The organism is Cytobacillus oceanisediminis, from assembly GCF_007830235.1.
GTDB lineage: Bacteria > Bacillota > Bacilli > Bacillales > Cytobacillaceae > Cytobacillus > Cytobacillus oceanisediminis.
This window is the reverse complement of the sequence record NZ_VLKI01000001.1, coordinates 555,481-575,971: the sequence shown is the minus strand read 5'-3', so window position 1 is coordinate 575,971 and position 20,491 is coordinate 555,481. Positions and strand designations below refer to the sequence as shown.

The 20,491-nt window shown below is 38.2% G+C and carries 20 protein-coding genes; 17 read left to right on the top strand and 3 right to left on the bottom strand.

The genetic code is table 11. The features are described 5' to 3' along the window. Window positions 1-104 precede the first annotated feature (104 nt). From IQ19_RS02775 to IQ19_RS02750, 7 genes are all read left to right on the top strand, one after another. Window positions 105-1,013, top strand: a complete 909-nt coding sequence (locus tag IQ19_RS02775; RefSeq protein ID WP_144539608.1) for an ABC transporter ATP-binding protein — start codon at window positions 105-107, stop codon at window positions 1,011-1,013. Further along, entirely contained in the window at window positions 1,013-2,614 is a 1,602-nt protein-coding gene (locus IQ19_RS02770; RefSeq protein ID WP_144539606.1) for an ABC transporter permease, read from the top strand. The genes IQ19_RS02775 and IQ19_RS02770 overlap by 1 nt, the downstream gene beginning before the upstream one ends. 965 nt (window positions 2,615-3,579) lie before the next feature. Then, window positions 3,580-5,082 carry a malate:quinone oxidoreductase gene (locus tag IQ19_RS02765; RefSeq protein ID WP_144539604.1) on the top strand — a complete coding sequence of 501 codons (1,503 nt, stop codon included), beginning with the start codon at window positions 3,580-3,582 and terminating at the stop codon, window positions 5,080-5,082. Between the two features lie 442 nt (window positions 5,083-5,524). After that, a complete protein-coding gene (locus IQ19_RS02760; protein WP_144539602.1) occupies window positions 5,525-6,082 on the top strand; it encodes an isochorismatase family protein in 558 nt (185 codons plus the stop codon). 461 nt (window positions 6,083-6,543) lie between these two features. Next, on the top strand, window positions 6,544-6,819 hold the full coding sequence (locus IQ19_RS02755; protein WP_144539600.1) for a nuclear transport factor 2 family protein: 276 nt from the start codon (window positions 6,544-6,546) through the stop codon (window positions 6,817-6,819). Further along, the gene (locus IQ19_RS28905; RefSeq protein ID WP_277875252.1) at window positions 6,816-6,938 is read left to right on the top strand and encodes a hypothetical protein; all 123 of its coding nucleotides are present in this window, start codon (window positions 6,816-6,818) and stop codon (window positions 6,936-6,938) included. The genes IQ19_RS02755 and IQ19_RS28905 overlap by 4 nt, the downstream gene beginning before the upstream one ends. Before the next feature lie 167 nt (window positions 6,939-7,105). Continuing rightward, complete coding sequence (locus IQ19_RS02750) at window positions 7,106-7,960, top strand: MFS transporter (protein WP_242020872.1); 855 nt, start codon at window positions 7,106-7,108, stop codon at window positions 7,958-7,960. Window positions 7,961-7,965: 5 nt separating this feature from the next. On the opposite strand, the gene IQ19_RS02745 is transcribed toward IQ19_RS02750, so the two are convergent. Beyond that, window positions 7,966-8,184: a hypothetical protein gene (locus tag IQ19_RS02745; protein WP_144539598.1), complete on the bottom strand. Its 219-nt coding sequence runs from the start codon at window positions 8,182-8,184 to the stop codon at window positions 7,966-7,968. 298 nt (window positions 8,185-8,482) lie between these two features. Continuing rightward, window positions 8,483-8,653, bottom strand: a complete 171-nt coding sequence (locus tag IQ19_RS28900; protein WP_144539596.1) for an aspartyl-phosphate phosphatase Spo0E family protein — start codon at window positions 8,651-8,653, stop codon at window positions 8,483-8,485. A 375-nt stretch (window positions 8,654-9,028) separates the two neighbouring features. Between IQ19_RS28900 and IQ19_RS02735 the strand changes: the two genes are divergently transcribed. From IQ19_RS02735 to IQ19_RS02710, 7 genes are all read left to right on the top strand, one after another. Beyond that, window positions 9,029-10,555 (top strand): spore germination protein, encoded by a 1,527-nt coding sequence (locus IQ19_RS02735; RefSeq protein ID WP_144539594.1) that lies wholly within the window; start codon window positions 9,029-9,031, stop codon window positions 10,553-10,555. 20 nt (window positions 10,556-10,575) lie between these two features. Next, window positions 10,576-11,679 carry a GerAB/ArcD/ProY family transporter gene (locus IQ19_RS02730; protein ID WP_144539592.1) on the top strand — a complete coding sequence of 368 codons (1,104 nt, stop codon included), beginning with the start codon at window positions 10,576-10,578 and terminating at the stop codon, window positions 11,677-11,679. Then, a complete protein-coding gene (locus IQ19_RS02725; RefSeq protein ID WP_144539590.1) occupies window positions 11,666-12,748 on the top strand; it encodes a Ger(x)C family spore germination protein in 1,083 nt (360 codons plus the stop codon). The genes IQ19_RS02730 and IQ19_RS02725 overlap by 14 nt, the downstream gene beginning before the upstream one ends. Window positions 12,749-13,214: 466 nt before the next feature. Next, window positions 13,215-13,361 (top strand): hypothetical protein, encoded by a 147-nt coding sequence (locus IQ19_RS28360; RefSeq protein ID WP_242020871.1) that lies wholly within the window; start codon window positions 13,215-13,217, stop codon window positions 13,359-13,361. Window positions 13,362-13,507: 146 nt separating this feature from the next. Next, complete coding sequence (gene trpB / locus IQ19_RS02715; RefSeq protein WP_144539588.1) at window positions 13,508-14,677, top strand: tryptophan synthase subunit beta; 1,170 nt, start codon at window positions 13,508-13,510, stop codon at window positions 14,675-14,677. Between the two features lie 138 nt (window positions 14,678-14,815). Beyond that, window positions 14,816-14,947 carry a hypothetical protein gene (locus IQ19_RS28895; protein ID WP_277875251.1) on the top strand — a complete coding sequence of 44 codons (132 nt, stop codon included), beginning with the start codon at window positions 14,816-14,818 and terminating at the stop codon, window positions 14,945-14,947. A gap of 100 nt (window positions 14,948-15,047) precedes the next feature. Further along, a protein-coding gene (locus tag IQ19_RS02710; RefSeq protein WP_242020870.1) for an IS3 family transposase occupies window positions 15,048-16,606 on the top strand; the annotation gives its coding sequence in 2 pieces (ribosomal slippage) (window positions 15,048-15,690 and window positions 15,690-16,606; 1,560 coding nt in all). A gap of 108 nt (window positions 16,607-16,714) precedes the next feature. Here IQ19_RS02710 and IQ19_RS02705 read toward each other — a convergent pair. Then, on the bottom strand, window positions 16,715-17,362 hold the full coding sequence (locus IQ19_RS02705) for a 2OG-Fe(II) oxygenase (RefSeq protein WP_144540079.1): 648 nt from the start codon (window positions 17,360-17,362) through the stop codon (window positions 16,715-16,717). A gap of 580 nt (window positions 17,363-17,942) precedes the next feature. Between IQ19_RS02705 and IQ19_RS02700 the strand changes: the two genes are divergently transcribed. The 3 genes from IQ19_RS02700 to IQ19_RS27995 all read left to right on the top strand — a co-directional run. Continuing rightward, the gene (locus tag IQ19_RS02700; RefSeq protein WP_144539586.1) at window positions 17,943-18,563 is read left to right on the top strand and encodes a YitT family protein; all 621 of its coding nucleotides are present in this window, start codon (window positions 17,943-17,945) and stop codon (window positions 18,561-18,563) included. A 1,121-nt stretch (window positions 18,564-19,684) separates the two neighbouring features. After that, complete coding sequence (locus IQ19_RS02690) at window positions 19,685-19,918, top strand: hypothetical protein (protein ID WP_144539584.1); 234 nt, start codon at window positions 19,685-19,687, stop codon at window positions 19,916-19,918. A gap of 127 nt (window positions 19,919-20,045) precedes the next feature. Continuing rightward, a partial coding sequence (locus IQ19_RS27995; protein WP_199749360.1) for a hypothetical protein occupies window positions 20,046-20,491 on the top strand: 446 nt, incomplete at its 3' end.

The window sequence follows — 20,491 nt, the reverse complement described above, 5'->3', positions numbered from 1 at the left end:
TAAATTTATTCAAAACATATTGACGAAATCACAACAAATGTTTATATTGTGAATAAAATAAATAAAAATCATTCATTAAATTCATTTTGTAGGAGGGGAACGGCTTGTCAGTTATTCAGGTGAAAAATTTGACGAAGAATTTTGGAAAAGCGCACATTTTGAAAGGGATTGATCTTGAAGTAACGAAGGGTGAAGTTTTAGGATTTATTGGCCCCAATGGTGCCGGTAAATCTACGACTATAAAAGTATTGCTTGGGATCTTAAAGGCGACAGGCGGAGAGGTCAGGATTTTTGGAAAAGATGCCTGGAGTGACGCTGTTGAGATTCATAAAAAAGTAGCCTATGTACCTGGTGATGTGAATTTATGGCCGAACTTAACCGGCGGAGAAGTAATCGATTTATTTTTAAAATTGAATGGAACCAAGAATAAGGCGAGACGGGAAGAGCTCATTCAAAAATTTGATTTAGATCCAACCAAGAAATGCAGAACCTATTCCAAAGGAAATCGGCAAAAGGTTGCTTTAGTTGCTGCCTTTTCGTCTGATGCAGACCTTTATATATTAGATGAACCTACATCTGGTCTTGACCCTTTAATGGAGAAAGTATTTCAGGAATGTGTAATGGATGTTAAAAGACAAGGGAAAAGTGTTTTGCTTTCCAGCCATATTCTATCAGAGGTGGAAAAGCTGTGTGACCGTGTCAGCATCATTCGCCAAGGAAAAATAATTGAAACGGGATCATTAAGCGAGCTGCGCCATTTAACACGGACCCAAATGCTTGTTGAAACTAAACAGCCAATTATAGGACTTAATGAGATAAAAGGCATTTATGACCTACAGGAAAATGAACAGGGACTTTCTTTTCAGGCCGATTCAGAGCAAATAGACGGTGTCATTAAACATATCAGCCAATTTGGGATCTTAAAGTTTGTAAGTTCACCGCCAACTTTAGAAGACTTGTTTATGCGCCATTATGAAGGATCAGAGGGTACAGCAGCGGGAGGTAAACACTGATGGCTGGTAAATTAATGGCCAATACGGCACATCTTTCTCTATTCATTCTCAGGCTTGATCGGATACGAGCACCTTTATGGTTATTGGGCTTAACTTTTTTTACAATTGTTGTGCCTATCGCATTTAGTGAAATGTATGGTTCTCAACAGGAACGTGATGTGATGGCTCAAACCATGGTTAACCCTGCAATGACTGCGATGGTTGGTCCGGGTGATTTAGAAAATTATACGCTTGGGGCAATGACAGCACATCAAATGCTGTTAATGACTGCAGTGGTTGTAGGGCTGATGAGTATTTTACTTGTCAGTCGGCACACAAGAGCAGATGAGGAAGAAGGCCGTCTGGAAATGATCAGGTCTTTACCAACCGGTCGGCTTTCGTACCTAAATTCAGCCTTCATCGTGATAACTGGCATATGTGCCGTTTTAGCATTAATCAACGGTTTTGGCCTCTACGCCCTTGGATTCGAAAGCATGGATCTGGAAGGGTCGCTGCTTTATGGTGCAGCGTTAGGAGCAGCAGGTCTATTTTTTGCGGGTGTTACAGCAGTTTTTGCACAGTTAACGGAAACTTCACGCGGAACAGTTGGCTATTCCATTGCTTTACTGCTGATGGCTTACCTTATTCGAGCCATTACAGATGTGACGGATGAATCTCTTTCCTGGCTTTCCCCTTTAGGATGGGTGACGAAAGCAGAGGTGTATTCTGCGAATAATTGGATGCCGATTGTTTTAATGATTGTGGTATCTGCTCTCCTTTATGCATTAGCAAATTATCTAAATGCGATTCGTGACTTAGAAAGCGGCTTCCTTCCATCGAAACCTGGCAGAAGGTATGCTTCGCGTTTCCTCCAAAGTCCCTTAGGGCTTGCATTAAGGCTGCAAAAGACCGGAACCATTGCATGGGCGATCGGAATGTATGTGTTAGGGGCTTCATATGGTTCTATTTTAGGAGATTTGGAGTCCTTTTTTTCGAATAACGAAATGATGAAACAGCTTCTTCAGACAAAAGAAGGGCTGACACTGACTGAGCAATTTATACCGATGCTGATGATTGTCATCTCTTTAATGGCAACGGTTCCTCCTGTTATGGCCATGAATAAGCTGTGTGGAGAGGAGAAGAAAGAGAGAATCATTCATCTTTTGGGAAGGGCAGTCTCACGGACTGAATTATTAGGCAGTTACTTAGGGATCGCTGTGATCAACGGATTTTTAATGATCTCTCTCGCAGCGTTTGGTCTATGGTCTGCAGGAACAGCGGCAATCGAAGAAGGTTTGTCATTTGGCATGATATATGGAGCAGCACTTTCTTATTATCCTGCTATGCTCGTCATGATCAGTGCGGCAGTCTCCCTTATTGGGTATTTCCCTAAGCTGACCAGCCTAATCTGGCTCTATGTTTTTTATTCGTTTGTTGTCTTGTATTTCGGTAGTTTATTTCGATTCTCTGATTGGATCGGCAATCTTTCTCCTTTTGGCCATGTTCCGCAAGCGCCAGTGGAAGAATTTTCGATTATGCCGTTAATAGTGTTGAGCATCATTTCAGTTGCTCTGTCATTATTAGGTTTCATTGGTTTTAATAAAAGAGATATTGAAAATTAATAAACGCTGTGTAATAGTTTCTATTATTATCCTGTTTTGAGATTGGTTCAATATCAATTTAAGCACGGTAACCGGAGGAGATGCACTTGTCATTGGACCAGTCATCTTCACGGGTACTGAAATGAGAGCCAACCCACAAATATGAACAAAAAGATAGGAGTGTTTATCCATTAAGTCAGGTGGGTATGTGGGCAACATAAAGGTCACAACTGGATTACTTAATGGAGATTCCGATTTCATCCATTTTTCGGTTCTCAACGTGACATACTCACCCCAAACGGTCACGGTTTTTTCCCTTTCTGACACCGTTTACCTTTACTATCCCAGCAAGACAACTGTTTAGCGTCCAAGCATATCCAGCTGATCTCATTTCTCCACCAAATCTCATTTATGAAGTTCGCGTGACACTTCCAAGTGATCCTATTGCTCCAGCTGACCCTATTTAAATAAATGTCAGAAAAAGCCAAAACCTTTTTAAAGGGTTTTGGCTTTTTTGAGTTTGTCTATCATCTCTATATAAATACGCTTGAAATTCTAGAATTATACAAATACCGGCAGATGACATGACCTTATAAAAATATGCATTTGCATCAATATAATTTGGAATTATTAACCTTTAAAAGTCTTCCAGAGCAGCATTTTTGTTATTTATAACAGAGCAGGTTGGTCTAAGTTCATTTCATCACAAACTACATTTTAACAGTATAGTAAAGAAATTTTTGTAATTCATAAACATTAAATGCTTTGGTTTATGTGTAGTCTTTGGGCCTTTCTGGACAGACTGCTCACTTTAACAGCTTTTAAATAACTTAGAATTATCATATAATAGAATAGAAGATAATTAATATATAAATAATTGAAATGGTTCTAACTGAGACAGAAAAGGTGTGTGACTAGGTCGCGCCTTAGCTTGGTGTAAACGCATACACTTTCTCTGCAAATTTTAGAGGAAAAGGTTGGTATAAATGAACAACAAAGAAACTAAAACAGACGTCATTTTAGTTGGCGCCGGAATCATGAGTGCGACTTTAGGGACACTTTTGAAAGAATTAGTACCGGAATGGGAAATTACAGTGTTTGAGAAGCTTCCAAGCGCAGGAGAGGAAAGCTCTAACGAATGGAATAATGCCGGAACGGGGCATGCGGCACTGTGCGAGCTGAACTACACGGTCGAACAGCCGGATGGATCTGTAGATATTAGTAAAGCTATAAAAATTAATGAACAGTTTCAGGTTTCCATGCAGTTTTGGTCTTATCTTGTAAACAGGAAGCTGATAAATAACCCGCAGGACTTTATCATGCCATTGCCTCATATGAGTATGGTACAAGGGGAAGAGAATGTAACATTTTTAAAGAAACGTTTTGAAGCGATGTCAAACAATCCTCTCTTCAAAGGAATGGAATTTTCCGATGATCCGGGACAACTGATGGAATGGATCCCCCTTATTATGCAAGACCGTCGATGGGATGAACCTATTGCGGCAACAAAAATCGATTCTGGAACAGATGTCAACTTTGGTGCTTTAACACGCATGTTGTTTGACCACTTAAAAACTAAAAATGTCGATATCAAATACAAACATAGTGTGGATAATATTAAACGTACACGCGATGGCTCGTGGGAATTGAAAGTGAAAAATCTTGATAGCGGTAGCGTAGAAAGCCATACGTCAAAATTCGTCTTTATCGGAGGCGGGGGAGGAAGCCTGCATTTACTGCAAAAATCCGGTATTCCTGAAGGAAAACATATTGGAGGATTCCCGGTAAGCGGAATCTTTATGGTGTGTAATAATCCGGATGTTGTAGCGCAGCATCATGCAAAAGTATACGGCAAAGCTAAGGTTGGAGCTCCGCCAATGTCTGTTCCGCATCTTGACACAAGATTTATCGACAATAAAAAATCGTTGCTATTTGGACCGTTTGCCGGCTTCTCACCAAAGTTTTTAAAAAACGGATCCATGTTTGATTTGGTAACTTCCATAAAACCGGATAATCTCGTAACGATGCTGTCGGCAGGTGCCAAAAACATGTCATTGACAAAATACCTGATCGAACAAGTTATGTTATCGAAAGAAAAGCGCATGGAAGAGTTACGAGAGTTTATCCCGGACGCAAAAAGCGAGGATTGGGATTTAGTGGAAGCAGGCCAACGTGTGCAAGTGATTAAAGATACAGAGGCAGGCGGTAAAGGTACGCTTCAATTTGGTACGGAAGTGATTACTGCCGCTGATGGCTCGATCGCAGCATTACTAGGCGCTTCTCCGGGTGCTTCTACTGCCGTTCACGTTATGCTTGAGGTAATCCAAAAATGCTTCCCGCAACATATGAAAGAGTGGGAAACCAAAATCAAAGATATGATTCCTTCTTATAGCGTTTCACTAATGGAAAACCCAGAGCTTCTGCACGAAATTCATACTTCAACAGCAGAGACGCTTGGTCTAAGCAAAAAAGAGCTGGTCTTTAGTTAATCCTTTTAATGAATAAACAAAGGTATTGAATGAATAAGTTTAAACAACATTTTTCATTAATGGACAAGCATTTCTATAATGAAGAGATTGAAAAGGCAAAGACTGAAGAAACCAGAGATAAAATAAGGAATTGAGTAAATAATAGAATATTGGAAATGAAACATAGAACCTTTGATCTATTTTTGGATTGAAGGTTCTTTTTTACAAATTCGCAGGTTAATTACAAAGTTTTTGACTACAAAACTTTATTATAAAAGTGTCATTTTAAAAAATTTGTGTTAAAGTTTAATTGTCTGAAAATTTAAAATGTGATTATAGACAATATGTGTTTAGGAGGTAGATATTATGACTGACAAAAAATACAATGGGTTTGAAAAATACTAAGGGGATTACGTCTAAATAATTAACTATTTAGCGTTTCCCACATTTGAAAGGGGAAAAAATGAATCAAACATTATTAATTATTGATGCCCAACAAGAATTAATTGATGGGAACCAAGAGGAAAGTGCGGTTTTTAATAAGCATCAACTTATTAGGAATATCAATTTAGTAATTGAAAAAGCAGGAAAATTCAAGGTTCCAGTTGTCTTTGTTAGAGATTTGGATGTTGCTGAAGGTAAAGGGACAGGTTTTCAAGTTCACAACGAAATTAATGTACCAAAGGATGCTAAAATTTTCGATAAAACTGCAACGAATTCCTTCCATGGTACTGAGCTTCTAAATCATTTAAGATACCAAGAAGTCAAGCATGTTGTTATTATGGGCTGTGCAACGCAGCACTGTATAGATAGTGCAGTCAGAACAGCCACTATTAGTGGTTTGGATGTCACATTAGTCGGGGATGGACATTCAACAACGGACAATGATATTTTAAGTGCAGAACAAATTATAAAACATCATAATAAAACTCTTCATGGACATTACAATGTTGAACATTTTTCAATGGTAAGGAATGCAGAGGAAGACTTGTTTCATCCGACTCATGATTCATATAGGTAAATTAAAATCCGGTACAAAGAGATTTTTTTATTGAGGAAAAATATCCTTTTAATTAAGTACGATTATTTAAAATGAGTTTGGATAAACTTTAACTTCTAAGTAAATCTAGATTATGAAATATTGTACTTCAACTAAAGGTGCATTACTTTAAGATCCAGCCGCCATTTTTTTCAGGCGGCTGTTCTTATTGTACTTAAGGGACAGGTTAGTTCAAGTAGAGGGTTAGCGATTTTTCTTTATTTTATTATCTGACTAAATGTTGAAAAAAATACATAGAGTAAACCTTTCATTAATTGGATTTTATTTTTACTGTGCTATATATCCGGCTGCACTTAGCTGGATCTTTTTCATCTTCAGCTAAAGGGGAGGTTAGCTGAAGAAGATGATCCAATATTAAACAAAGAAATTACTTGATTTAAATTAGTTTGAAAAAAACAGAGGATTTAAGGGGCGGTAAAATTATGAATCAAACATTTGAAATTCAAGCAGTTTACAATCAACTATTAGATGCATGGAATAATCGTAATGCCCAAGCTATGGCAGATTTTTTACAGATGACGGTCATTGGTTTTGTTGGAAGTGTTGGTCTAAGAAAAAGAATGTTTAAATTTATCCCCTTTAAATCACCTAATAAAGCGAAAAAATCGCTTGGCATGTGGGGGTGTGTTAAGGAAATGGAAACAAAATCGCTGATAATCAAAATCACGAAAATATTTATGAAGGAGTTTCATAAGTGAATACACAAATCAAAACAGGTTCGATAGCGGACAAACAAATCAAAATAGTTCCGAAAACTCAACAACAAATCAAAACAGGTCCGATAATGGCTGCTCTTTTAGTGGCAGGATTTGTCTGACTTTTTAGTGAAACGGCATTAAATATTGCCTTGGGACAATTAAGTCAAATATTCCAGGTGAACGCTACAACCATCCAATGGCTGGCAACAGGTTATTTTTTAACATTAGGTATTTTAGTTCCAGTAACAGGTATTTTGATGCAAAATTTACAACTAGGCAAATGCTCATGGCCTCCATACTGCTATCCATTTTTGGTACCGTTCTAGCAGCATCAGCACCTGTTTTTAGTGTGTTATTGGCGGGGCGTATCATTCAAGCAGCAGGGTTAGCCATTAATTTACCGTTAACTCAAAATGTGATTTTTACCATCTTCCCTCCAAATAAAAGAGGAGCCGCCATGGGGGTCATGGGCTTAGTTATGTTAGCTGGTCCAGCACTTGGTCCAACATTAGCAGGACTTATTTTAGATACATTATCATGGCATTGGATCTTCTGGTTTACCATCCCATTCTTATTGTTCTCTCTTATTTTCGGGGCCAAGTATTTACCGAATGTAAATGAGGTGCGCAAGGTTTCGATTGATATATTTTCAGTTATTCTTTCAACGATTGGATTCGGTGGGATTGTTTACGGTGTAAGTGTAGGCGGAGAGCACGGAGGATGGACAAGTACATCTGTTATTGTATCGATCATCGTTGGATTTGTTGCACTCGTATTTTTCTCGTATCGTCAAACGAAAATGGAGAATCCTATGCTGAATCTAAAAGCATTTACTTACCCGCTTTTCGTTCTTGGAGTCATCATGAGTTTTATTACGTTCTTTAATATGTTGTCCATGCTGGTCATTTTACCAATGTATATGCAAATGGCTTTAGTCATTGCTGCTTTTACAACAGGTCTTATTCTTCTGCCGGGTAGCTTACTAAACTGTTTGTTAGCTCCAATCATAGGCCGGTTATTTGACAAGTATGGTCCAAAAGCAGTCATCACACCCGGAGCCATTTTAGTAGCCATAGGTTATGGTATCTATTCACAATTTGGCACAGACACGGCTTTATGGATGATTGTGGTCACTTTTTGAAAATATTAAAAAGCTTTTTTAGTCTTCTTCATACGAGCATTAAACAGTTTAAAAATTACAAAGGCAGAAAGGGCAATTAACATAACTTCAATTCCCAACGCCCAGCCATTCTCAAAGCTTCTTTCTATAAAAATTCCCACAGCTGAACCGACAGGAAATGAAATCACAGCCCCAATAACCGCACCAGCTAATAATCCAATATACATGCCAAGTATTAAGCCCATTGGAATTGCTCCTTTCAAGTATGCGATCGCTAATTACATTTTTATTATAATGGATTTCTCTATACTTGTGATATATTTCACAAATCAAACTAATATTTGTCGTAAAAGTATTTAAAAACGTTCATTTTTTGTCTATTGAATTTTGAAACCTGATCTTACTTAATATGAAGAACTCCCATATCAGGGAGTGGTGCTTGTTATCCCTTCGAAATTAAGTCCGTAAAAGGAGAGAGGTGCTAATAAGAGGAAAAAGTGCCGTTTGTGTATGAACCCTGCAGTCTGGATCAGGCACTAATGGTTATTCTTTTAGTTGAAATTTATTCAATAGCAAATCAAGCTCTTGACTGCATCTGATTGTATCGTTATTCAAAAGTCCATTTGAATTTGCTAAACGAATCATTTCATTTCTTTTTCTGACGATTAATAATAAAAGCTTTTCCCTTTTCGCTTGCCTATTTTCCTGTAACATTGTTCACCTTTCTTTAGTGCACTTTTTTCTTTAATAAAATAAACACAAACACTATTATGCATATTTTTTAACACAAAAGAAACCGATTCGACAAAACCAGCCAAAAAAAGTAACTGCCATGTTGTTCATGCTTTTTTATATAATGGCTTGATGTTTAGTCAGAACCAATACAGATACGTATATCTAAATAAGAGATTTTGTTTAAAAGATCGTATTAATCATCCGATCAAGAGGAGGGTTCTCGTCATAAAGGCACTTTCCGTTTTTACGGAATATGCACGCTCTCTATAAAAGGAAGAATACCGTTTCCTCTTCTTGGCAAGGATGGTAAGAAGTAAACATTCATTATTTCTAATTTTAGATGGGGAATGCAGAATGAAAAAATGGAGAAACAGAAGAAGCTTATTTAAGGATAAAGAAAGTGAAATCGGTAGCCCAAAAAACACAGAAAAAGATGATTCACTAGGGGATTTGCTTAAGCAATTAACATTATCCAATGATTTTACCCAGTTTACATATCACGTGAATGAGACTTCGCTATGCATAGGCTACTACACGCCTTTAATTGATACGGAAATTTTGCATCGAGATATACTGCCTTATTTAAAAAAATGGGAGTCATTCTCTTCTTTGTCATCAGTGCTTCCAATTGAAGAAGTGATCCTTACAGCCGATGCAGCAACAATTCAGGAAAATCTTTTAAAAGGATATATTTTTATTTTTGATGTAAATAACTTAAAACAAGTGTGTTTAGTGAAAGCTGGTGTGGAAAGGACACGTCAAGTTTCACTTCCTGAGGTTGAGTTTAGCGTTGTTGGACCTAAAGAGTCCTTTGTGGAAGCACTTGATACAAATATTAACCTGGTTCGAAAGAGATTGCCGATGCCGGAGTTAACCATAAAAGAAATGATTATTGGAAAATTATCCAAAACAAGAGTTTCTGTACTTTATATTGAAGGGATCGCCAATAAAGAAAATGTCAATACTGTCATTCAACGGCTATCCGATTTAGATTTTGATCAAATCATGGATAGTTCTTATATTACGCAATTAATTCAAGACAATCAGAATTCTCCTTTTCCACAGCTGATTGATACAGAGAGACCTGATCGAATTGCATCCGAGCTGGGAGAAGGGAAAGTCGCTATTTTAGTTGATGGCGCACCACACGGGTTAATAGGTCCAACGACCATTTTTGAGTTTTTTTATGCCTTTGAGGACTATTATTTGAATTGGGCGGTTGCCTCATTTTTTCGTCTGGTCCGTTTTTTTGCAGTACTGTTTTCCATCTTGGTTACTCCTTTATATGTGGCGGTCCTAACGTATCATTACGAATTAATTCCCAAGGACTTGGTTAGTACTCTAGTTACATCAAGAAGTGCGATTCCATTACCGCCGATTTTGGAAGCCATTATTTTAGAGTTAGCCATCGAATTGTTAAGAGAGGCAGGGGCAAGGCTGCCAACAAAGGTTGGCCAGACAATCGGTATCGTGGGCGGAATTGTTATTGGAACAGCGTCAGTTGAAGCAGGATTAACAAGTAATGTTTTATTAATTATCGTTGCTTTAGCGGCGTTAGCATCCTTTACAACACCTGTCTATCAAATGGGTAATACGATTCGTTTAATCCGCTTCCCTTTTTTGCTGATGGCGCATTACCTGGGCTTAATTGGGGTAGCGGTTAGCTTTTGTTTCTTGTTGATCCATTTATTAAGGCTGTCTTCTTTAGGCAGACCATTTCTTGAACCGTTTTATCCGGTAAGAGTCCAGGATTTAAAGGATTCACTTATTCGTTTACCTTTTTCTATGCAATCAAAGCGGCCAATTCAGGAACAAACGGAAGATACAATGCGTTTCAATCCCAAAAAGGCTAAAGAGAAACATGATTCCAAAAGAATTTAAGAAAGGAAGCTGGGTTCAAATTGGAAGAGAAAGAATTTCAAATATCACCTTTTCTTGCTTTCTATTTAGTTCATTCTGTCCAATTAGGGGTGGGCGTGTTTGGATTCCAGCGTACGATCATGAAGTCTGCGGGCAATGATGCTTGGATAGCGGTCATTGGAGGAGGAATCGCGGTAAGTATTATCATCTGGGTGATGTACCTGCTGCTAAATAAGCATCAAAAAGATCTCATTCAAATACATAGAGATTTGTTTGGAAAATGGATTGGGGGGTTCTTAAGTCTTATTTGGATCATATATTGGCTAATGATTGGAATAGTCGTACTTCGAAGTTATATTGAAATTGTTCAGGTGTGGTTATTTCCGATGATTAATATTATCATGTTTAGCATCATCTTACTCGTGCTCGTCTATTATTGTGTAACAGGAGGATTTCAAATTGTTACAGGAATCAGTTTCCTGGGAGTCGTTATTCCCTTTTATATATTTTTTACATTTTTATATCCCATTGAATATACTCACTTTCGAAACTTACTCCCTATATGGAATCATTCCTTGAAAGATGTAACTATTTCTACGAAAGACATGATGCTGGGATATTTAGGATTCTCTACTTTGCTGATTTATTATCCTTATATAAAACATCCTAAAAAATCGCAAAAGTGGGCTCACCTTGGGAATCTTCTGACAGGAGTAATCTATTTATTTATTCTCATCATTTCAATCGGTTTTTTTAGCGAGAATCAAATAAACAGACACACCTGGCCTACATTATCCCTGTGGAAAATTGTCGAACTCCCATTTGTAGAAAGGTTTGAGTATATAGGAATAACATCCTGGGTTTTAATCATCCTTCCTAATATTTGTATATCTGTATGGGCTTCTGCCAAAGGTGTACATACAATCTTTAATATTAAACCTCAAAAAGTAGTGGTGGTCAGTGTTGTCATTTTGCTCATTTTACTTGGTTCAACGATAGCGATTGAGGGAAGAGAAAATATCGAGAAGTTAAATAAATATATGTCTTTATTAGGCTTATGGTTAGTCTTTGTGTATATCCCCTTACTAACTCTTTTGTCTTTCCTTTTATCAAAGATAAGGAGGAGAAACATTGAGAAAGCTTAAAAGGATGGTACAAATTATTCTGCTGCCTCTATTTCTGACAGGATGTATGAATATCGATCAGCATATTTTGGACGATGTTCAATTAATTACAGGGGCTGCCTATGAGTATGTAGATGACGATACAATAGAGTTAACAACTGTCTTTCCCAATCATCAGCCTGATGGGTCTGTAAAAAATGAAACATTAACGACTACTGCAATTCTTAATAAAGAAAACCGTGATAAGCAAAGCTTACAATCAGAAAAACCAATGGTTAGCGGGAAATTAGAAGTAGCCTTATATGAAAGGAATACAGCAGAAAAAGGAATTTTAGAGCTATTGGATACCTTATCAAGGGATCCTTCGATTGGTGCGAATGTTTATATGGCAATCTTAGATGGAAACCCAAAAGAAGTGTTAAATAAACAGTATGGAAATATAGATAATGGTATATTTTTATCCAATTTAATTGAACAAAATGTCGAATCAGGGTTGATTCATAAAACGAACCTGCATATATTTAAGTATAAATTATATGCTGAAGGGATTGATCCTATGCTTCCCATTATTGAACAAAAAGAAGGGAAGCTTAACATAAATGCTATTGGATTGTTTGAAGAAGACAAATTGGTTGATCAAATCGAGCAGGAAAAATTCTTTTTTATGACAATCCTATTAGAACGGAAAGGTCAGAAGGATACATATGCTTTAAAAACGAAAGAAGAAAAAAAAGCTTCTATTGTAAATATAAAGTCTGTCAGAAAATACGATATACCGAAACCAATGACAAATTCTGAGATAAAAATAAACATTAATTTAAAGGCAATTATTCGAGAATACAACGATGGAACTTTAAATAAACAAAAAATCAAAAAGGTAGAGAATGCATTGAAAGAGGAGATTGAAACAAAATCAGAAGAAATGATCCAGCAATTTCAAGAAAAGGGAATTGATCCGCTTGGCATAGGGGAAGAAGTGCGCACTCGAACTCGTCAATGGGATCAGAAAAAATGGAAAGAATTATACCCGGACATCAAAATAACCGTCCAGGCCAAAGTGAAAATAATGGAGTCAGGAGTAATCGAATAAAAGTTTTACATACCAAGAGATATATATTTCCTTGTACTCAGTGATGTGTAAACAAATAGCACAAAGCCTTTTTCCTTCAGGGAAAATGGCTTTTATTTTTGAATTTATCTTTTGGACAAGTCTAGATGCCATCCAACTTCATAATGCAGCATCTACAAAAATTGGCCTAAACAAAAATTTGGGGAACGAGAAGGTATTCAGGGCGGTAAAATGATGACCGATTTACCAATTCGATTGGCTGCCTATCCGAGTCATCTCATCGGCTCCACTGGATCCGGGATTATGTTGGCGAGTTATACATGGGAAGATGATACATGTCCTGGGATAACTTGAAGGGGGGAGACCGGATTCGAAATGCACTGGATAACATGGCAGCCGTCCATGGCCAGCGAGTTTATGGACATTTTTTAACAGGGGCGCCCCCCATAGCTGGTCTCAATACCCTTTTTCTGGCGGTGCTTTCTCCATGTTTAAACCCGATCAGAAAACAGAGTTGTTTCTCTTTATCCATGCTCCTGAGGGAAGAGTCCATTATGCTAGAGAACACATATCCACTGCCCCCGCATGGGTTGAAGGCGCCGTCCAATCCGGGATCAGGTTGCGCATGAAGTGACGAATCTGCCCAGAACTTACGATGGCTGGTAACCTATTTTTGCCAAATACTACAATAGAACTTTATTAAAAAACCTCTTAAGTTATTGGAATATTTCAATAAATAAAGTATAATAGTTCGAAAGTTGAGAAGGAGATGAGCTGAGAATGACGAGTGTGAGCGAAGAAACAAAAGGTTATTTTGGTGAGTTTGGAGGAAGCTTTATTCCCGAAGACTTACAGGAAGTCATGGACCATTTAGAGGCTCAATTTTTAAAGTTTAAGGATGATCCAGAATTTAAAAAGGAATTTTCCTACTATCTAAAACAATATATTGGCCGCGAAAATCCATTGACTTTTGCTGAGAATTTAACGAAGCAAATTGGCGGGGCCAAGATTTATTTAAAGCGTGAAGATTTAAATCATACTGGTGCCCATAAGATTAATAATGCGATCGGACAGATTCTGCTGGCGAAGAGGATGGGAGCCAAACGGATCATTGCGGAAACCGGAGCGGGACAGCATGGCGTTGCTACAGCAACTGCATGTGCCATGTTTGGGATGGAATGTATCATTTATATGGGGAAATTGGATACGGAGCGCCAGGCTCTCAATGTATTCAGAATGGAATTGCTGGGAGCTAAAGTCGTTCCAGTGGAAAAAGGGCAGGGCCGCCTAAAGGATGCAGTTGATGAAGCATTAGGAGACTTGGTCCAAAACTATAAAAATACGTTTTATTTGCTGGGTTCTGCGGTTGGTCCTCATCCATTCCCAACGATGGTAAAACACTTCCAGTCAGTGATTAGTGAAGAGTCTAAACGGCAAATTCTGGAGCAGGAAGGAAAGCTGCCTGCAGCAGTCATTGCTTGCACAGGCGGCGGAAGCAATGCAATTGGTGCCTTTGCCCATTACTTGGATGAAAAGGAAGTGCGTCTGATCGGTGTCGAGCCAAAAGAAGCTCCAACCCTGTCTGAAGGGGTTCCGGCGGTCATTCATGGATTTAAATGCTTAACTTTGCTTGATGAAGAAGGGCAGCCAAAACCAACGTATTCAATCGCAGCAGGGCTTGATTACCCTGGGATCGGACCGGAGCACAGCCATTTAAAAGTGAGCGGCCGGGCTGAATATGTGACGGCAACAGGCCAGGAAGCGCTCAAAGCCTTTCAGCTGTTATCAAAAACAGAAGGAATTATTCCGGCGCTTGAAAGCTCCCATGCAGTGGCCCATGCCCTGAAATTGGCAAAAGAATTATCAAAAGAGGATGCAATCATCGTCAATCTATCAGGGAGAGGCGACAAGGACGTGGAGCAGGTCTTTAAGATGCTGAATAAAAACTGATTTATTTAAGGAGGGTATCTGACAATCAGATATCCTCTTCATTTTACTAGTATCGTCTACTTCCAATAAATGTTACAAGACAAATGTAACCGCTTACATTATAATAGAGGTAAGAGATAGGAAAGGGGATGCAAACCAATGGAACTTTTAATGGAACAATGTGAGCATGGCCAAACAGAAGAACCTTGTGAAGAGTGTGCCCCCAAAACAGAAGGGGAAGAGAACTTCAATACCTCTGATTATGATTATCATAAAAGATTGTGGTTTTAAAAAATATATAAAAACACTTGGGTGCGCTTCTGATATGCTCCCCTTTAGGTAGACAGGTTAAAAAATAAAAACCTGTTTTCCTGTAAGGGGAGTATTTATTATGTCAAAAAGAGCTCATTCTATAGAAGATAAAATTAAGATCATAAAGGCATTGGAAAATGGGAGCCATACCCTTGCGGAGTTGGAATTCATATACAAAGTAAGTGATATGTCAATTTATGATTGGGTCTATAAGTATGAAAAGTACGGGGCGGAAGGCTTAAATGAGTCCTCTACCTGGAAGAGATATTCAAAGGAACTTAAGATGGCTGCGGTAAATGACTATCTTAGCGGGGACTACTCCTTCCAGGAGGTAGCGAGAAAGTATGAAATTTCTAGTACTTCGTCCCTTGGTCAGTGGATTAAAAAGTATAATAGTCATAGAGAATTAAAGGATACTTCCAAAGGAAGGACAATTACTATGACTAAAGCAAGAAAAACCACACTGGATGAACGGATACAAATTGTGCTCTATTGCCTTGGGAACGGAAAAGATTATCAGGGGGCAGCTGAGACCTTTTTGGTCTCTTACCAACAGGTATACCAATGGGTTAAAAAGTATGAGGATGGAGGAGAAGAAGCCCTCCAGGATAAGCGGGGAAGGAGGAAAGAAGAAGTTGAACTCTCTCCTGAACAGAAACTGAAATTTGAAATGCAGAAGCTTGAGAGAGAAAATGAACGTTTACGTGCAGAGAACGCATTTCTAAAAAAGTTAGAGGAGATCGAAAGGAGGCGAAGATAAGCCAAATACGCCTTGGAGATAAATATATGGCAATTCAGGAACTTCATCAGGAAGAGGGATTCCCTCTCATCATGCTTTGTAAAATTGCGGGGATAGCCAGGTCTTCCTATTATAAATGGCTGAAGCGAACGCCTTCGGTACGTGAACGCCAGAACGGGGAACTTATAAAAGAAATAAAGATTCTCCATGAGGAGGTTAAAGGAATCTATGGCTACCGCCGAATCACGATGACCTTAAACCGCAAATTGGGAAAATGCTTCAATCATAAGAGAATCTATAGGCTGATGAGGATTTCCTGTATTCAAAGTGTCATTCGGAAAAAGAAGAAACGCCATAAACAATCCACCCCTCAACATGTCGCAGAAAATGTGCTGGACCGTGAATTTGAAGCCGAAAGTCCGAACGAAAAGTGGGTTACGGACGTTACTGAACTGAAATATGCCCAAGGCAAAAAGGCTTATTTGAGTGCGATTAGGGATCTCTATGACGGGTCCATCGTCAGCTATGTTTTAGGACATTCAAAGAACAACAAACTCGTGTTTAAGACCCTTGATTTGGCAATAGCCCAACTGGACGGAGACCATCCCCTTATTCATAGCGACCGGGGGTTCCAGTACACTCACCGAGGATTTAAACGAAGAATAGATAAAGCAAAGATGAGTCAAAGTATGTCCCGAGTTGGTCGATGTATTGACAATGGTCCAATGGAATCATTTTGGGGAACGTTGAAAAGTGAAAAGTATTACCTGGAGAAATATGAGACGTTTGAAGAGCTTTCTGAGGGGATAGAAGCGTACATAAAATTTTATAACTATGACCGATACCAACAACGATTAAACGGCCTTAGCCCTATGGAATACAGGGCTAAAGCCGTTTAGATTGTTTTTATTATTTCCACTGTCTACTTGACGGGGTGCAGTTCATTCACCCAAGTGTTTTTTTGTGCTTAAATCTATATTTAAATGGCTTTTTAACAAAACTTATTACTAAACTCTTTTTCTTCTCATCCATTGTGTTGCAGCCCATTTATCTCCTATTACAACGGGTGCTCCACCATGTAAGGTTAAGTCGTTTAAAATTTGATCATTATAGAAATATTCAAAGTACACCGCCATACCCTTTTGAGGAGATACGTGAAAATTAAGTTTCGGAAAATACGTTTCTCCGCCTTGCTCTACATCATTTAAGTACATGACAAGGGTGCTTATTCTGGGATTGCTTGCAGCTTTGCTGGTTGATGAAAAGAAATCAAAATGAGCTTTATACTCTTGCCCAATTTTATAATTTAGAATTTGCAGGCCTTCACCATGTTCAACAGGTATGTTCATGATGTGAGAAATTCTTTTTTCAATTCTTTCCACAACTTCATTTTCGCCTTCTTGAAAAAACGTGCTGCTGCTTGTTCTAAGATCATCTATTTCACGTATGTTTCCTATTTTTGAACGCTGCATTCGATCTTTTGATAACCGAATCAGCTCGTCACATTCTTCATCGCTTAAAACATTGCCTAATATTACGACTAATGGTTCTTCTAATCTAGCAATTATGTTAATGTCTCGATCTTCTGTAATGATTTTATTACCAATATGATGGAAAATGGTAGGTTCTTTTGTAGGTAATTCTCTAACATCCATTGTCAACTTCATCGACCTCTTATATTTAGTTTTCTGAAAATTTAAGATATTTAGCAGCTGGAAATGGTAATTTATTTGGTGAGTTTTTCGTTTCCTCCTATATTTCAGAATGGATGTCTATGTTAGATTCTCTAACTGAGTTTATTTTACACTGTGAAGTGTTGATTTTCTATCTTTTTATTTTTAGGCTCTGTTAAAGCTTATTGTTGTTTTTAGCACCCTGTTGATTGGAGCGGAAGGCACTAATCCCGCGAAAATGCATTCGCATTTCCTTCGTGCGGTGTTTATACAAGGAAGCTTATTCAAAGTCCTGCGGGAGTGCGGATCAAAGGGAGACCCCGCAGGAGCAAAGCGACGAGGAGCGTCGTACCGCCCGCGGAAAGGGAGTGCCTCGTGCTGAAATCAACAGGCAAATTTAACAGAGCCTATTTTTATAAAATAGATTTTTTAAAAAACAAATAGTCTTACTTTGAGTGACGCTAAGTGTCAAAAAAAGTATATTACGACAGGGGCATTTTATGATTTTCCCAGAATATATTTCAATACATAAGAGGCATGTCTAAACAAAAGGAGATGTCATGTGTATAGAAGAAGGGCACATTACTATGTGAATCAAGGCTATTTTCGGAAGGCTTCATTATTTAAAAATGGCTTTTTTATATTTTGCGGAGCCAATCTTGTAGCAGTCGCATTGCAATTGTTCCTGGTGAAAAATTATGTCATTGACGGCGGCATTGTTGGCTTAAGCATTATGCTCTCCCATATTGTCCATGTGGATGTTGGCGCGCTGCTGTTATTATTAAATATACCGTTTTTAATAGTAGGTTACTTCTGCTTTGGTTCCAGGTTCCTGATATTAAGTCTTTATGCCAGTTCCGTATTGGCAGGAGGCACTTACATATTGGCACCTTTCGAAGAAATGACGAATAACCCCATTCTGGTCATTCTCTTTGGAGGACTTATTTTAGGAATTGGGGTCGGTCTGATCATCCGGTTTGGCGCTTGTTTAGATGGGACAGAGGTTTTAGCGATCTTATTTAGTGAAAGATCTCCATTAACGATTGGACAATGCATTATGTTGTTTAATTTTATTATTTTTACAAGCTCCATTTTCCTATTTGGGGTTAGGGAAGCTGCCTATTCATTGGCAACGTTTTTTGTAGCTTATAAAACGATTGATTCTATTATAATGAAGGAATAGGCAGTATCTTGATATTATGAAGGACATTTGGTGAGGTCAATTACTGGGATTTGTCCTTAACAACCCTTTTGATGGGCTTCCCCAGTTCTGGTCCTGAAATTGTCCTTTAAGTCCCTTGTGCAGGCCAATTCACCAGCTATAATCCTAAAGTTTGTCCAGCAATCTCCTTATAAAGGCCAATTCACCAGCACATATACTAACATTTGAACAATGCCTTCAGAAGTTTTACAGACTATTGCCTGTCCGGCATGGAGGCAAACGAAGAGCGTATGAAGGAATATGCTGAAAAAAAGTGTGGACTTCATTACAGCAGTTAACCCGCATTCTGTCAATACATCATATTGCAGACAAAGTTCTCTTACATTTACCTATAACAATAGCTTCCCGCGCAATGCTTGAGATAACCACATATCTAAGGAGCTTGAATTGATTCTAAACCATACGAAATGACTAAAACGGGAATAGCAGATAATATCTAAAATAAATATAGGGGTCCCTGAATGAGGAACCGCAGGCTATTTGGAGTATAGCTTTCTGGATTACTTTTGATCGTGTGTTTCTTTAAAAAAGCAGGACTAAAATGGAAAATAGTTCCAATACCTAGAGTATTTCATTTTAGAAAATAGGCAATTTGCTGCTGCCTAGATACTATAGTTTGGTCAAACACCACAAATAAAATGACCAGCGCCCTAAACAAACAAATTTAGATGAAAGTATGGATCCACCACTTGATGACAACTATCTTGTTTAAATGAATAGCTATTCGTGCAAGCCTCAACTCCTATAAAGAGTTGAGGCGATTTTTTTTATGTAAGGAGGAAATGTAATTAAGTTATCAATCCGTAAAACCAAAAGATATGACATGATATTGAAAAGTTTGAACAACAATTTTTATAAATGCCGGGTTAGATCTTTGGACTGTTTTTATGTGCATTCGCCATGAAAATCTATTTTTCTGTTTTTAGAAATTAAATAATATGTTTCCTGTAGACATTTGTACTCTAAATCGAAATTCTTGTACAAGTACTATAAAAATTCCGCTAATAACTGAGGAAATGTCCCACAACAAAAAGAGTCAATCTAACTATAATAAAGTAACTTAAAAAAAGGAGGGAAATATATTGCGCGAGAGAAAGTTAAGCAGAAAAAAAGCTAAAATGGAAAGCTTACTTGATGATTTAAAACAGCTAGAGAACACAGAAGAAAATGAAAAAGCCAGGGAAAAGCTCCAATCCAAAGTGGAAAAGTTACAAAGTGAAATAACAGATGCAGAAACAGAAACCGAAGAAGAATCACCAGAAGAAGAGTCATCAGAAGAAGAGTCATCAGAAGAAGAGCAGAAGCCAACAACTTAAGGATAATGGAAACCAATAAAAAAAAGCCTGATTATTAATTAAGTTCCTTTATTCCAATTATATTAGATTATTTATCCTAGAAATAGACAGGCCAGGAGCAATTTATATAATCAGAAAGGAGGAAGTAATGGGTTGGCAAAAGAAAAAAAGTAAATTGAAAAAAATTCAAAAATTGCTTGAAAAATTACAGTCACTTGAGAATAATAGTGACATTTCAAAAGTGGATTATCAAAGCATAAAGAAAGAATATCTTGAGAGATTATATGAGTTAGGCTATACCATGATAGAAGCGGAAGTGGAAGCAGATACAGAAGTGGAAGCCACGGCAACAGCGGAAGCCATGGCAGAAGCAAATGCAGACGCGGAAGCAGACGCGGAAGCAGACGCGGAAGCAGAAGCAGAGGCAGACGCGGAAGCAGACGCAGAGGCAGACGCGGAAGCAGACGCGGAGGCAGACGCGGAAGCAGAAGCAGAGGCAGAAGCAGACGCGGAAGCAGATGCGGAAGCAGATGCGGAAGCAGATGCAGAAGCAGACGCGGAAGCAGATGCGGAAGCAGATGCGGAAGCAGAAGC

What these genes read in the sequence shown, in the direction of transcription:
- IQ19_RS28360 (WP_242020871.1), top strand. Translation starts at nt 13,215, where the DNA reads ATGTTTAAACCCGATCAGAAAACAGAGTTGTTTCTCTTTATCCATGCT.
- IQ19_RS02760 (WP_144539602.1), top strand. Translation starts at nt 5,525, where the DNA reads ATGAATCAAACATTATTAATTATTGATGCCCAACAAGAATTAATTGAT.
- IQ19_RS02750 (WP_242020872.1), top strand. Translation starts at nt 7,106, where the DNA reads ATGGCCTCCATACTGCTATCCATTTTTGGTACCGTTCTAGCAGCATCA.
- IQ19_RS28900 (WP_144539596.1), bottom strand. Translation starts at nt 8,653, where the DNA reads ATGTTACAGGAAAATAGGCAAGCGAAAAGGGAAAAGCTTTTATTATTA.
- IQ19_RS02765 (WP_144539604.1), top strand. Translation starts at nt 3,580, where the DNA reads ATGAACAACAAAGAAACTAAAACAGACGTCATTTTAGTTGGCGCCGGA.
- IQ19_RS02705 (WP_144540079.1), bottom strand. Translation starts at nt 17,362, where the DNA reads ATGGATGTTAGAGAATTACCTACAAAAGAACCTACCATTTTCCATCAT.
- IQ19_RS02755 (WP_144539600.1), top strand. Translation starts at nt 6,544, where the DNA reads ATGAATCAAACATTTGAAATTCAAGCAGTTTACAATCAACTATTAGAT.
- IQ19_RS28895 (WP_277875251.1), top strand. Translation starts at nt 14,816, where the DNA reads ATGGAACTTTTAATGGAACAATGTGAGCATGGCCAAACAGAAGAACCT.
- IQ19_RS02735 (WP_144539594.1), top strand. Translation starts at nt 9,029, where the DNA reads ATGAAAAAATGGAGAAACAGAAGAAGCTTATTTAAGGATAAAGAAAGT.
- IQ19_RS02770 (WP_144539606.1), top strand. Translation starts at nt 1,013, where the DNA reads ATGGCTGGTAAATTAATGGCCAATACGGCACATCTTTCTCTATTCATT.
- IQ19_RS02745 (WP_144539598.1), bottom strand. Translation starts at nt 8,184, where the DNA reads ATGGGCTTAATACTTGGCATGTATATTGGATTATTAGCTGGTGCGGTT.
- trpB (WP_144539588.1), top strand. Translation starts at nt 13,508, where the DNA reads ATGACGAGTGTGAGCGAAGAAACAAAAGGTTATTTTGGTGAGTTTGGA.